The sequence below is a fragment of the Staphylococcus gallinarum genome, from assembly GCF_000875895.1.
GTDB classification, from domain to species: Bacteria; Bacillota; Bacilli; order Staphylococcales; family Staphylococcaceae; genus Staphylococcus; species Staphylococcus gallinarum.
The window spans coordinates 1-12,981 of the sequence record NZ_JXCF01000019.1; the positions used below are offsets into that span (position 1 = coordinate 1).

Genomic DNA, 12,981 nt, shown 5'->3' on the forward strand with positions numbered 1-12,981 from the left:
GTTTGATTAGCTCATAAAATACTAATTTGTGTTATCATTAACACGTTTTTTTGAACCAACGATTATCGTTGTGTTCGGAATTAACGTTGACATATTGCAATTCAGTTTTCAATGTTCATTAATGTATATATGGAGCGGGTGATGGGAATCGAACCCACAACATCAGCTTGGAAGGCTGAGGTTTTGCCATTAAACTACACCCGCAAATTTATAGTGTTAATATATTATTAAGAAGTTATTTGATGCGGCCGAGAGGATTTGAACCTCCACGGGATTACTCCCACTAGGCCCTCAACCTAGCGCGTCTGCCATTCCGCCACGACCGCTTGGCAAAACGGTTCTCTTAAAGTTACAAATATTATTGTAATCTATTTGTAATGCTTTGTCAACAACTTTTTAAATTTGCTTTAACAATGTTTAAGATTTATTAATGTTGTTACTTATTATTTTCGCAACGTTTAATATCTTATAACATATACAAACTATCGTCAACATTTCCACCGAAGAAAATATTGAAATTTGACACTAACTCAAAATATTTTCTCTATTTATTACTATTATCTATAATAACTTGCCTAATAATACTAAAAAACACCATTATCGATATTCCGATAATGGTGTTCTTATAATACACTATTTGTTATTTAACATATTTCAATTAATTTTCCACTACAAACGCCACAAACCATCTTTTGAGTATTTACTTTGCGAATCCTTTTAAACTCTGTGCCGCAATGATTACATTGATAAACATGCTTTACACGATCTTCATAATTTGTAATTGCAGAACAATATCTTGGTGCGCCAGTTATCCTACTCAATTCTTTAAAATCTTTATCTCTGTGTTGATAACCTTTACCTTCAAGGTGCAAATGATAATGACATAATTCATGTTTGATAATATCAATCACTGCCTTAGTACCATACGTTTCAAATTGCTTATTATTGACTTCTATATTATGTGACTTAAGTAAATAACGACCGCCCGTTGTTCGCAATCGATTATTAAAATAGGCTTTATGCTTAAATTTTTTATTGAACAAATTCTCAGAAATGCTTTCAGTTAACCTTTGCAATTCTTTATTATTCAACTGGATCAATCATCGTTAATGAAACTTTTCCTTTCTTCTCATCAATATCTAATATCCATACCTCTACAATATCACCAACACTCACTATATCCATTGGATTTTTAACAAATTTCTTCGATAGTTTAGATACATGTACTAAGCCATCTTGTTTGACTCCTATATCAACAAACGCCCCAAAGTCCACAACATTTCTCACTGTACCACTTAATTTCATATTTTTGGATAAGTCCTCGATAGAAAGCACATCAGATTTTAGAATTGGTGTTTCATAAGCATCACGTGGATCTCTGTTAGGTGCAATAAGTGATTTAGTTATGTCTTCTAATGTTGGTTCTCCAATGTTTAGCCGAGTAGCAATTTCTGCAATATCAATTTTATTTATTGCTTCTTTCAAATTATCTGTTCCTAAATCATCTGTTGATAAATTTAGTTCATTTAAAAGTTGATAAGTCACTTCATAACTCTCTGGATGTATAGATGTATTATCAAGTGGCTCTTGACCATCGACTATTCTTAAAAAACCAATACTTTGTTCAAATGTTTTAGCACCTAATCTTTTAACTTTAGCTATTTCTTTATTATGTTTGATAGCTCCATTTTCTTCGCGATAGTCTATAATATTTTGTGCGATTGAAGCAGACAATCCAGAAACATATTGTAATAATGATTTTGAAGCTGTATTAACATCAACCCCAACTTGGTTAACTGCTGTTTCTACTACAAATGTTAAAGCACCTTCTAATTGTTTTTGGTTTACATCATGTTGATATTGACCTACACCAATTGACTTTGGATCAATTTTAACTAATTCGCTTAATGGATCTTGCACACGTCTACCGATTGATACAGCACTTCTTTCTTCAACCTGAAAGTCAGGAAACTCAGATCTAGCAATTTCTGATGCTGAATATACTGATGCACCCGCTTCATTAACAATGATAAATTGTACATTTAAGTTGTGTGTTTGAATCATGTTGGCAACAAACTGTTCTGTTTCACGACTAGCTGTCCCATTACCAATTGCGATTAATTCTACATCATAGTCTTTTATATATTTTAAAAATGTTTTCTCTGCAGCTTCTACTTTATTTACTGGCGGATGAGGATACATTACGCCTTTAGCAATAAATGTTCCGAAAGGATTAATCACAGCAAGTTTACAACCTGTTCTAAATGCTGGATCTACACCAAGAATTTGCTTACCTTTCATCGGTGGTTGTAATAACAAGTTTCTTAAGTTTTCGCTGAAGACGTCTATTGCATGCGCTTCTGCTTTCTCTGTCAAATCACCTCTAATTTCTCTTTCAATTGAAGGCATTATCAATCTCTTCAAACTATCTTTAACAGCATCTACAATAAATTCTGTACCTTCATGCTCTGCTGTCACTTCATATTTACGGATATAGTTTTCAATTCCAGTTATATCCATTTCTAGTTTAACGGAAATTACTTTCTCTTTTTCTCCTCGATTAATTGCTAACACACGATGATTCGCTATTTTTTTAATCGGTTCTGAATAATCATAGTACATACTAAAAATTTCTTTTTCATCTTCAGCATTTTTCTTTTTCTGAGTTACCAATTGACCATACATATATGTATCTTTTAAGATTTTCTTTCTATATTTAGGTTCATCCGATATATGCTCAGCGATAATATCTTGAGCACCTTGTATCGCTGCGCTAGTATCTTTAACTTCCTCATTTATAAATTGTTGTGCTTTACTCTCAATCGATTCAGTCAATTTTGGTTGCTTTAACCAAATCGCTAATGGTTCTAAACCTTTTCTTTTAGCTTCAGTAGCTCTTGTTTTTTTCTTTTGTTTAAAAGGTCTATACAAATCTTCAACACGTTGTAATTTCGTTTGTTTTAAAATATCTTGCTTTAATTCGTTTGTAAGTAAACCTTGTTCATTAATATTATTAATTACTTCTTCTTTTCTTTTCTGAAGATTAACCATATATTGATATTCATCATCAATTTGTTTAATTTCTACTTCATCTAAACCGCCAGTTTGTTCTTTACGGTAACGTGCAATAAAAGGCACCGTATTTTTATCTTCTAATAATGACAACACCGCATTAATTTGTTGTGTTGTAAAATTATATTTTTCTCTAATAGATTGTATTAAGTTGCTATCCATAGTGTCCTCCAATTGTTACATTTTTACGCTTATCTTTATTTTAACACATACTGTATACTACTAAGTTTGTTAACTATAAACCAAAATACTTTAGATGTATTTTACATAAAAAAGAGACAGTGATTCCCTAGATAAAGGTTACTGTCTCTTTTAATTATCATTTATTTGCAGCATCTTGTAACTTTTTAATTGCTGTACGCTGTAGTCTAGAAACATGCATTTGGCTCAAACCAATTCTCTCACCTGTTTCCTTTTGACTCAGTCCTTCAATAAATGTACATTGAATGATTTGTCTTTCACGTTCAGAAAGAATAGGAAGTATTTTTTCTAATATCATGCGTTTTTCTGTTAGATCATAATTATCATCTTGTTGACCCATAATATCGAGTAATGTGACAGTAGAACCATCTTTGTCAGCTTCTATTGAATGGTCAACACTTAAAGCGTTATAGCTTTGTCCCATTTCCATAGCTTCCAATACTTCTTCTTCATTTACTTCCAATCGATCTGCTATTTCTTCAATTGAAGGTGAACGTTCTAACTCATTTGTTAGTTCATCGCTCACTTTTTTTATACGCGGCCCTATTTCTTTTATTCTTCTAGGCACATGTACACTCCATGTTTTATCACGTAAATAACGCTTGATCTCACCAATAACTGTCGGTACTAAAAAAGCTTCAAATTTCCTGTCAAATGACAGGTCAAATCGATTGATAGCTCCTATTAATCCAACCATACCAACCTGAACAAGGTCTTCGTGATGAGATTGACCTTTAGAATATTTATATGCCAATGATTCAATCAACTTTCTATAATGCTTGACTAATTTATCTTGCGCATCAGTGTGTTCATTATTTTGTTGTTCTTTAATCCATTGGTTTATTTGTTCAGGTGATACATCATTAACTGATTTCGACTCTTTCGCCATTATTTCGCACCTGCTCTTTTTTAATATACTTTATCATACTGATTGTTACACCTGATTGTTTATCGACTGTAACTTCATCCATTAAAGATTCAATTAAAAATAGACCCAGACCACCTTCTCTTAAGAAATCAATATTCTCATCTTCCTTATATGGTCCCAATTTTTCTTTTGTTTCTTCATAATCAAAGCTATCACCTTGATCAGATATAACAATTTTAATTTTGTCGTCAAAGATTTCAAAACATAGGTTAATCATGCCTACGTTATCTGGGTTGTCTTTATATGCATGTTTAACTGCATTAGTTACAGCTTCACTTACGGCAATTTTTGCATCTTCAATATCGTCATATGATGCGCCAGCTCTTGAAAACACTCCAGACAATGTTAGTCGAATTAAACTGACATACTCTGCAGATGCTGGCAAGCGCATTTCAATATAATCTTGTTTTTGTTGCACGTTATTCAACCTCCGTTCCTTCATTAACATGCATCAAATCTTTCAAACCAGTTATATCAAAAAGTCGACTTATACGATCTGAAACACCTAATATATATAGTTCTTTATCGTGTTGGTTTAACGCTTTTAGCGTTCCAACAAATAATCCTAATCCTGTTGAATCCATATAACTCACATTTTCTAAATTTACATGTATATCATGAGTTCCTTCTTGTCGCATCGGCACTAAGACTTCTTCTAATTCTGGAACAGTATAAACGTCTAGTTCTCCTCCAACTTTTACCTCATAATATGTATCATGAGTTACTGTTTCAATATTAAGATTCATAACATTACACTCCTAATTATAGTCTAATTCCTAATTTTTATACCCTTTAAACGCAAAACTAACCTAGTCTATTAAAAACTAATTCACTCTTTTTATAATTAATATCGTTAAATCGTCTCGCTTCTCTGGTTTTTGAACTTTTAAAATCGCTTCATATAATAACTGTACGATATCCTGTGGATGCATATGTTTGTATTTATGAATCATATTTAAAAGAATTTCTGTATCCACAAAATCTCCTGATTCATTTCGCACCTCGGTGACGCCATCGGTAAAGATGATTACAAGGTCATCCAAATAAATAGGTATTTCTTGTTGTTTATATCTCGTTTGTTGATTAACACCTAGCACGCGACCACGCACACTTATTTCTTCAAATTCTTCAGTTTCCGCTCGATATATGTAGCCAGGTTCATGTCCTGCCGAACTGCAATATAATAAATGATTTAATTCTTCATATAAGCCATAAAACATCGTCACAAACATATTTTGATTTACATTTTTTTCGACAACACGGTTCAATCTCTTTAAACCATCACTTGGTAATTGTGAATGACCATATGAGTCCATACCAAATTTAATCATACTCATCGCTAGCGCTGCAGGTATACCTTTACCGATAACATCGGCAACAGCAAAACTCATCGTACCATCTTTATGATCAATCAAGTTAAAATAATCGCCACTTACTTTTTGAGCAGCTACTGAAATGACCCCAATTTGTATGCTATCAAACTGAGGTATATCCGTCTTTAACATGGTTTGTTGAAGTCTTGAAGCTAAATCAATTTCTTTATCATGATATTGTAATCGATCAACGAGTCTTTGATAATCTCTATAATTATATCCGAAGCCTCTAACAACTTCTTTAAGCACATTGAATGTTTCTAAAATTTGAGTTTCACTTAATTCCAACTTTTTAACATAGTCTTTATGAATTTGTACGATGTCTTCAGGCAAAAGATCTTTTTTTATGATTTCATTTGTGAAGACTTCCGTCTTTTTTAGTAATTCAGTACTATCTGTTGTATGTAAACTCTCATCAATTAGCGCTTTATATTGATTTTTGAATTCTTCCACGTGGTAATTCCTCCTCAAAATGCAAATATAAATCGCATACATCGCCTTTTAACATATCTAAAAAGTAATTATGTATGTATAACTCTTAAATACATCGATATTTAATTATTTATTATAAATCATCCGAATATATTATCACAAACATATCAGTTTATTTTTTTAATATTTTATTTATAAATAAGTAATAAAAAAGCTTTAGGATAACCTAAAGCTTTTAAACTTTGACATCCTTTCATAAGTCATATCTACAATAATTTAAATATGCAATCTGAAAGATTACATTTATTCTTACAATTAAGTGTTTATTGCATTCTATAGAGACTAGATGTCTATACTTCATTATTTTGTTGACTTATTTAATAAACTTATTATAACTAAGGCTTGTGGTTTCTTACATTATGTAGGCCTAAGCTAATGTCAATGGCATAATTAACTTCTTTCATCTTCTCTTCAGATAGATATGTTAACTTTTCCTTTAACCTTTTCTTGTCTAAAGTTCTTATTTGCTCAAGCAAAATCACCGAATCTTTATCAAGTTTATATTTACTTTTTTCTATTTCTACATGTGTAGGTATTTTAGCTTTATTTATCCTACCTGTAATTGCCGCAACAATTACGGTAGGACTATATTTATTTCCAGTATCATTCTGTATGATAACTACAGGTCTAATTCCCCCTTGTTCAGACCCTTGAACTGGTGATAAATCAGCTAAATAGACGTCTCCTCTTCTCATCATTCATTGTTATTCTTAGAGCTGATATAAATTTCATTGCAATCACAAGCTTCACATTCAAATGGAAAAGCTTCTGCTGCAAGGGAGAGGTTTAAATCGGCCATCTGAGAATAACCTTCTTTTAGTAGTTGTTCTATGCTATTATGATTTCTGCTTTGCGTGATACTTACCATGAATAAAGACCTCCATGTGACTAAAAATAGAATATATTATGTTTACTTGTTAGATATATAATAACAAATTTTAAATACAGTGACTATACTATTTTAGTAATTCATTATTTATTTCTACGACTTCAGTCCCATGATATATTCGTGGCAATCTTCTATTTAAGTTACAAAGCACCTCATAATTAATTGTATGTTGTTGTCGTGCCAATGCTTCAGCTGATTGTGGTGTATCTACATGATGATCCATTAAAATCACCTTATCTCCTACTTTAATTTCGGCTGGCACTTTAATGATAATTTGATCCATGCAAACTTTTCCAATAACTTCACACTGATGACCATTTACATTGACATATGCCCCAGACATTAACCTTGGATAACCATCTGCATATCCTACAGGGATAATTCCAATTTCAGTAGGTTCTGTAGCAGTATATATACTGCCATAACTCACCGATTCTCCTGGTTGCAATACTTTTCGCTGTACTACCTCACTAATCCATTGCGCACTCGGTTTCAAATGTACTTTAACATTATCTTTGACATAATGAGATGGATAATAACCATATAGTGATATACCAATTCTAACCGCATTACAAAATTGGGTGTCTTTCATTAATGCACCTGCTGAATTTTGAGAGTGAATAAATTCTGGTTTACGGGCTTGGTTAACCATTTCCTCAAACAGATTTTGTTGTTGATTCATAGAGTCTCCTGGTTTATCTGCACAAGCAAAATGAGTAAATACCCCTTCAAAAATTAAGTGTTCATGGGCATCAATCGTTTCAATAATCTCCTTATATTCTGATACGTCTTTCACACCTAATCTGCCCATACCTGTATCAAGCTTAACATGGAACCATTGATCCTTTTCATTTTCTTCTGGAAGGTTTGTTATGACTTCATCTAGCCATGATTTTGAAGGCACTGTTACAGCAATTCGATGTTGTAATGCTTTATTAATATCCGCAGTCGGAATAACGCCAAGCACGAGTAATTTAGCATTGATACCATGCATACGTAATTCAATTGCTTCATCTAATGTAGCTACTGCAAAAAATTCCGCACCATTTTTCATTAGTTGACGTGCAATCGGTAAACTCCCTAATCCATAGCCATTTGCTTTAACTACTGGGATAACCGTTTTAGTTGGATGTAATTTTTGAAACACTTGAAAATTCGAAACAATTGCATTTAAATCAACATTCACATAGGTTGATCTATAATACTTATCGGACATAAAGCATTAACCTCCTGTTTTGATAAAATAAAATTTCCTACATATATTAAATCAATTTTATAACAAGCTTGATGAGATATCCAAATTAAAAATACTAACTTTTTATTTTTTTTCGAGTATCACTTGGCTCATAGCATAATGCTCTGTATGCGTTATACTAACATGAACATGAAAACCGTCATATGCAATGGTTGGTTTCCCAAATTCATCGTTAACACAGTCAATATCATTTAGAGCGATGGTTTTACCGAGTCCAGTACCCAACGCTTTACTAAAGGCTTCTTTACATGCAAACCGCCCTGCTAAAAACTCCATCTTTCTCGGTTCATGACTAAAACTATGAAACGTTGCTTGTTCATTTATAGTCAATACACGCTCAATAAGCTTCTTCTGATGGTGATAAAGTTGAGTGATTCTATCAATCTCAATCAAATCGACACCAATACCATATATCATTTTCACATCACCTATAATATTTTATTGTATTTCTGAATTCATGTTATGTTGTTGCTTTATCATTGCTTTAATTTTGTCTGCTTCTTGAATATCAATTAATTTAATTTCTTTATTTCCACCTGCAGTTGATAACGTTAACGTTGCTAAATTATATTTTCTCATAATCATACCTCTATGAGTATCTACGTTTTGTATTCTAAATAAAGGTATTGCATATCTTTTTTTAAACCATAACCCTTTTTTTATAGTTACTGTCTCATTATCGATTTTATATTCAAAAATTTTATAGTAAATCAATGGTAGAAACACCACACCATAAATGAAAAATAGAACAGATATAATTAACATGAACACTAAAATAATAATACTCACTTTGACTGTAACCCATGATAACCACCATTTATTTACAATAAAAAGAGCAATGGAAATAACAATAAATATACAAAACCATATACCAAAGTTCAAGCGAATCGCCTGTTTACTTGCTTCGGCCATATGTTTATATTGATTCATGCTCTTCCCTCCTTAAGTACCATTCTTTTAATGCCTCTACATGTCCTTGTTTATTATATTTCAAACCTATCTCCTGCTTACCGCTTGCTTTTGCAATAATAAAAACAAAATTCATCAATTGCTTCCTTGCTAGAAACGGATTACGCTTTAATTCCATACCCAATAATTTATCGTGCTTAAAGTAAGTTGTTTTAAAACCGAATAGCTTTGTATTTTTTATAACTAACTCATCTCCATCAAGCGTATAACCTGATTTTTTTATTACAATAATACTATGCAACGCCAATATAGCAATAATAAATAGTGCTAAATAAACTGGCCATACTTGCCAAAAATATGCCACAATTATACTACTGATTAATAGAATTAGAGATTGAATCCAGAAGTATCTATGATAACCACTCCACGGCATCCCTTGTTGAACAGACTGAAATTTCATATTAGGCATTAACGGCTTAATAATTTCATATGCTTTTTGTTGTTTTATAAAGGGTAACACTGTCACATTTCCATTTAATGTCACATCATCTTTATCAAAGTCATCCATATCGCTTGTAATCGTAAAATGTATAGAGGTATAGCCAAACATCTTTCTTAAAAATGATTGTTTTTCTACTACGGCTTGCACTCGATTAATTGGTACTGTGATGTTTTTAACATTAAATAAGCCATATGAAATGTTTAATTGTTGATCACTTTCCGTGACAGTGTAATTAAAGTTTTTAAATATCACAATTATAGTTCCTACTATGTAACTCAACAATAAAATAATACCAACAATAATTAAAACAATTACAAAGATAGCTTGGCTTATATGAGATAATTCACTGTTTAGCCATTCCCATGGTAATTTATCAGAAAGTGAGCCAATGATTGGAGATAATGTTGCAAATGCTACGCCAATTGCACCACTTGTCAGAGCCATTAACAGTAACTCTTTAAATGATAATTTATATAATTGTTGATGTGATGTTTGTTGCTTTGAATCAGAGACATGTTGTTGTGTCGGTTCATTTTGCTCTATTTCTTGATGATTTGCCAGTAAGTTTTGTTGTGCTTGTCGTAACTCACTTTGTATTAAAGTACTTTGTTGCTTCGACACTGTTTCTAAATCAATACCGTCACTTGGCGTTTTGATTTGAATTTTGACTCCGCCTACGATTTGATTAATCAAACTTTGGGATGTATCCATTGATTGGATTCTTCTGATATTTAATTCTTTTCTTTCCTTAGTAAACACGCCGGTATCCAATATAAAGTGATCGTCCTCGATCCAATATCGTGTGTTATATACCTTTACCGCACGAAATAAGAATGAAATTATAAATATAAGCGCAACAATACCTGGATATATGTATGACTTAAAATCCGTAAAATCAAAATTTTTCAAATTAAAAATTAAGAAAATAATGACTAAAATAATATTTTCTTTTATTGCCTGTATTACACCTGTTAAATAAGAAATGGGATGAAGTTTTTGCGGTTTATACATCTGAATCCACTCCTTCTAAATAATTCATAGCTAACGCTTCAAAAGCCAAAGCATCGCTGACGTTCATTAAAGGAAACACTATTTCATGACCAGCAGTTACTATTGTCAACTTAGCTATTCCCCAGCGCTTTAAAAGTGGGTTACTCGCAATTTCCAGAAATTGAATTCGCTCTAACTTAACATATTTAGCTGATTTAAAATAAAATGATTGATTAACTTGTACATAACATTCATTAATACTATAGAACATGTATTTATATTTTATCCAAGGTATAGTGAGCATATAAATAAAACTGATAACGATTAAACCAATAAACACATAAATTAAAAAATGCCACCAGTTAAAGTGTTGCCATAAATAAATCAACGCCAATATGACAACTAAACCTATAAGAAACGAGAGCCCTTCGCATATATATAAATATGTTTTTGCACGCTTAGGACTACGTACAAATTCAGATAACTCTGCCATTGTTACACTCCTTTATATTGTTTTCAATTTATTATAACATAGCAACTTTAATCATCTTAGTAAACAATCATTTTTTAAATTAATGCTAAAACAATTTAATAATATTGCTTATTAATAGCGAATTTACTTCATGTTTTTTAAGGTAAAAACAAAAAAATCATCCCATTATTAATGGGATGATTAAACCTAAAGTTCATATATGGTCATGTTCGTTTTATTTCTTGTGGTCAGCGAAAGTTCGACCTTTCATTGACTTTTTATTATTATTTCGGTCGTTTGAGCGATCGTTTTTCTTCTTATTATAACCGCCTTTTGAACGACGATTTTTGTTATCGAATTTATTACCGCGTTTATTGTTACCACGTTTTGGACCTTTACTTTGTCTGTTTTTACGAGAAAGTGGTTTTTCAAATGTTAATTGTACATCTACATCATCATTTGATTCTACTAATTCTTGTAATAACGCAGCTACTAAGTTAACGTCACTATATTCTTCAATTAATTCTGAAGCAATACGTTGTAATCGTGGTTCACTATCACGTGACATCCATTTTTGGACTTTACCTTTAATATCACTTTCACGCGCTTTTAATACTTCTTTACGATGTGGTGGTCTTAACGCTTGCATTTGACGTTTATTTGTTTGTTCAATTTGACGGATATAATCCATCTCAATTGGATTAACAAATGTAATCGCAATACCTTCTTTACCTGCACGACCAGTACGTCCTATTCTATGTGTATAACTTTCTGTATCTTGAGGAATATCAAAGTTATATACATGACTTACACCAGAAATATCTAATCCTCTTGCAGCTACATCTGTCGCAACTAAAATGTCTAATTGATCGTTTTTGAATTTTTTAAGTACTTCTAAACGTTTAGCTTGTGTAATATCACCATGTAATCCTTCAGCTTTATAACCTTTAGAAATCAATGCACTTGTCAATTCATCTACACGGCGTTTCGTACGGCCGAATACAATAGCAAGCTCTGGTTGATGGACATCTAAGAAATTCGTAAATGTATCAAATTTTTCTAATTCTTTTACAATAGTATAGAATTCTTCAATTTGAGGATTTGAATTTTCATTATTCATCGTTTTAACAATTGATGGTGATTTCATAAATTGTTGAACTAACGTTTGAATTGCTTTAGGCATCGTTGCTGAGAATAGCATTGTTTGACGTTGTGAAGCAGGAATCTTATCCATGATAAATTTCATATCATCGATAAAGCCCATGTTCATCATTTCATCTGCTTCATCTAAGATTAATGTGTGAATATCGTTTGTTTTTAATGTACGACGATTTAAATGGTCAATCACTCGTCCTGGTGTACCAACCACGATTTGAGGGCCTTTTTTAAGTGCTTTGATTTGACGGTCGATCGGCATACCACCAAATACAGTAACGACTTGAACGTTAAGTCCTTTACTAAATTCTTTAATTGATTCGGCTACTTGCATCGCTAACTCTCTTGTAGGAGCTAAGATTAAAGCTTGGACGCCTTCTTTACCCATTACTTTTTCGATTAATGGAATACCAAACGCACCAGTTTTCCCTGTACCTGTTTGTGCTTGGCCAAGAACGTCTTTACCTTCTAAGGCAAGAGGGATACTATCTTTTTGTATAGGTGTGGCCTCAGTAAACCCAATAGATTCTAGGGTTTCAACTACCTTATCCGAGATCCCTAATTCTTTAAAATTTTGCAATATAATTCTCCTTTATTTATCTGTATTTCAATACATATATGTTCACTTAAGTTTCTTCAACTTCTTAATAGTACCACCTCAAGTGTATAATCGCAATAAACCAAATTTCATAATAGAACGTAAATAACTCATAAAAATAAATAATACAATTTTAAAAATGTTG

General features: G+C 32.0%; 14 protein-coding genes and 2 tRNA genes. All 16 read right to left on the reverse strand.

Annotated features, from left to right (window positions below):
- Positions 1-130: 130 nt before the first annotated feature.
- Positions 131-204 (reverse strand) — tRNA-Gly (locus tag SH09_RS09985).
- 39 nt (positions 205-243) lie between these two features.
- Positions 244-326, reverse strand: a tRNA-Leu gene (locus tag SH09_RS09990).
- Positions 327-644: 318 nt separating this feature from the next.
- Positions 645-1,091, reverse strand: coding sequence for a SprT family protein (locus SH09_RS09995; protein ID WP_042739503.1), 447 nt, complete (start codon positions 1,089-1,091; stop codon positions 645-647).
- Complete coding sequence (locus SH09_RS10000; RefSeq protein ID WP_042739504.1) at positions 1,084-3,234, reverse strand: Tex family protein; 2,151 nt, start codon at positions 3,232-3,234, stop codon at positions 1,084-1,086. Before SH09_RS10000 ends, SH09_RS09995 begins: the two co-directional genes overlap by 8 nt.
- A 157-nt stretch (positions 3,235-3,391) precedes the next feature.
- Complete coding sequence (gene sigB, locus SH09_RS10005) at positions 3,392-4,162, reverse strand: RNA polymerase sigma factor SigB (RefSeq protein ID WP_042739505.1); 771 nt, start codon at positions 4,160-4,162, stop codon at positions 3,392-3,394.
- A complete protein-coding gene (rsbW, locus tag SH09_RS10010; protein WP_042739506.1) occupies positions 4,137-4,619 on the reverse strand; it encodes an anti-sigma B factor RsbW in 483 nt (160 codons plus the stop codon). The genes sigB and rsbW overlap by 26 nt, the downstream gene beginning before the upstream one ends.
- 1 nt (position 4,620) lies before the next feature.
- Positions 4,621-4,947, reverse strand: a complete 327-nt coding sequence (locus tag SH09_RS10015) for an anti-sigma factor antagonist (RefSeq protein WP_042739507.1) — start codon at positions 4,945-4,947, stop codon at positions 4,621-4,623.
- A 78-nt stretch (positions 4,948-5,025) separates the two neighbouring features.
- Complete coding sequence (locus SH09_RS10020) at positions 5,026-6,027, reverse strand: SpoIIE family protein phosphatase (protein ID WP_042739508.1); 1,002 nt, start codon at positions 6,025-6,027, stop codon at positions 5,026-5,028.
- Between the two features lie 374 nt (positions 6,028-6,401).
- Complete coding sequence (locus tag SH09_RS10025; RefSeq protein ID WP_042739509.1) at positions 6,402-6,764, reverse strand: type II toxin-antitoxin system PemK/MazF family toxin; 363 nt, start codon at positions 6,762-6,764, stop codon at positions 6,402-6,404.
- Positions 6,761-6,934 carry a type II toxin-antitoxin system antitoxin MazE gene (gene mazE / locus SH09_RS10030; RefSeq protein WP_042739510.1) on the reverse strand — a complete coding sequence of 58 codons (174 nt, stop codon included), beginning with the start codon at positions 6,932-6,934 and terminating at the stop codon, positions 6,761-6,763. The genes SH09_RS10025 and mazE overlap by 4 nt, the downstream gene beginning before the upstream one ends.
- An 88-nt stretch (positions 6,935-7,022) precedes the next feature.
- Positions 7,023-8,171 carry an alanine racemase gene (gene alr / locus SH09_RS10035; protein WP_042739511.1) on the reverse strand — a complete coding sequence of 383 codons (1,149 nt, stop codon included), beginning with the start codon at positions 8,169-8,171 and terminating at the stop codon, positions 7,023-7,025.
- Positions 8,172-8,273: 102 nt separating this feature from the next.
- Positions 8,274-8,627 carry a holo-ACP synthase gene (gene acpS, locus SH09_RS10040; RefSeq protein WP_042739512.1) on the reverse strand — a complete coding sequence of 118 codons (354 nt, stop codon included), beginning with the start codon at positions 8,625-8,627 and terminating at the stop codon, positions 8,274-8,276.
- A 21-nt stretch (positions 8,628-8,648) separates the two neighbouring features.
- Positions 8,649-9,140, reverse strand: coding sequence for a PH domain-containing protein (locus tag SH09_RS10045; RefSeq protein ID WP_042739513.1), 492 nt, complete (start codon positions 9,138-9,140; stop codon positions 8,649-8,651).
- The gene (locus SH09_RS10050; RefSeq protein ID WP_042739514.1) at positions 9,127-10,632 is read right to left on the reverse strand and encodes a PH domain-containing protein; all 1,506 of its coding nucleotides are present in this window, start codon (positions 10,630-10,632) and stop codon (positions 9,127-9,129) included. The genes SH09_RS10045 and SH09_RS10050 overlap by 14 nt, the downstream gene beginning before the upstream one ends.
- Entirely contained in the window at positions 10,625-11,104 is a 480-nt protein-coding gene (locus SH09_RS10055) for a PH domain-containing protein (RefSeq protein ID WP_042739515.1), read from the reverse strand. The genes SH09_RS10050 and SH09_RS10055 overlap by 8 nt, the downstream gene beginning before the upstream one ends.
- Positions 11,105-11,318: 214 nt before the next feature.
- Positions 11,319-12,818, reverse strand: a complete 1,500-nt coding sequence (gene cshA, locus SH09_RS10060) for a degradosome RNA helicase CshA (protein WP_042739516.1) — start codon at positions 12,816-12,818, stop codon at positions 11,319-11,321.
- Positions 12,819-12,981 lie beyond the last annotated feature (163 nt).

Excerpts from the sequence above, each read along its gene's own strand:
- SH09_RS10000 (WP_042739504.1), bottom strand. The coding sequence starts at position 3,234 with ATGGATAGCAACTTAATACAATCTATTAGAGAAAAATATAATTTTACA.
- sigB (WP_042739505.1), bottom strand. The coding sequence starts at position 4,162 with ATGGCGAAAGAGTCGAAATCAGTTAATGATGTATCACCTGAACAAATA.
- SH09_RS10015 (WP_042739507.1), bottom strand. The coding sequence starts at position 4,947 with ATGAATCTTAATATTGAAACAGTAACTCATGATACATATTATGAGGTA.
- SH09_RS10025 (WP_042739509.1), bottom strand. The coding sequence starts at position 6,764 with ATGATGAGAAGAGGAGACGTCTATTTAGCTGATTTATCACCAGTTCAA.
- mazE (WP_042739510.1), bottom strand. The coding sequence starts at position 6,934 with ATGGTAAGTATCACGCAAAGCAGAAATCATAATAGCATAGAACAACTA.
- alr (WP_042739511.1), bottom strand. The coding sequence starts at position 8,171 with ATGTCCGATAAGTATTATAGATCAACCTATGTGAATGTTGATTTAAAT.
- acpS (WP_042739512.1), bottom strand. The coding sequence starts at position 8,627 with ATGATATATGGTATTGGTGTCGATTTGATTGAGATTGATAGAATCACT.
- SH09_RS10045 (WP_042739513.1), bottom strand. The coding sequence starts at position 9,140 with ATGAATCAATATAAACATATGGCCGAAGCAAGTAAACAGGCGATTCGC.
- SH09_RS10050 (WP_042739514.1), bottom strand. The coding sequence starts at position 10,632 with ATGTATAAACCGCAAAAACTTCATCCCATTTCTTATTTAACAGGTGTA.
- SH09_RS10055 (WP_042739515.1), bottom strand. The coding sequence starts at position 11,104 with ATGGCAGAGTTATCTGAATTTGTACGTAGTCCTAAGCGTGCAAAAACA.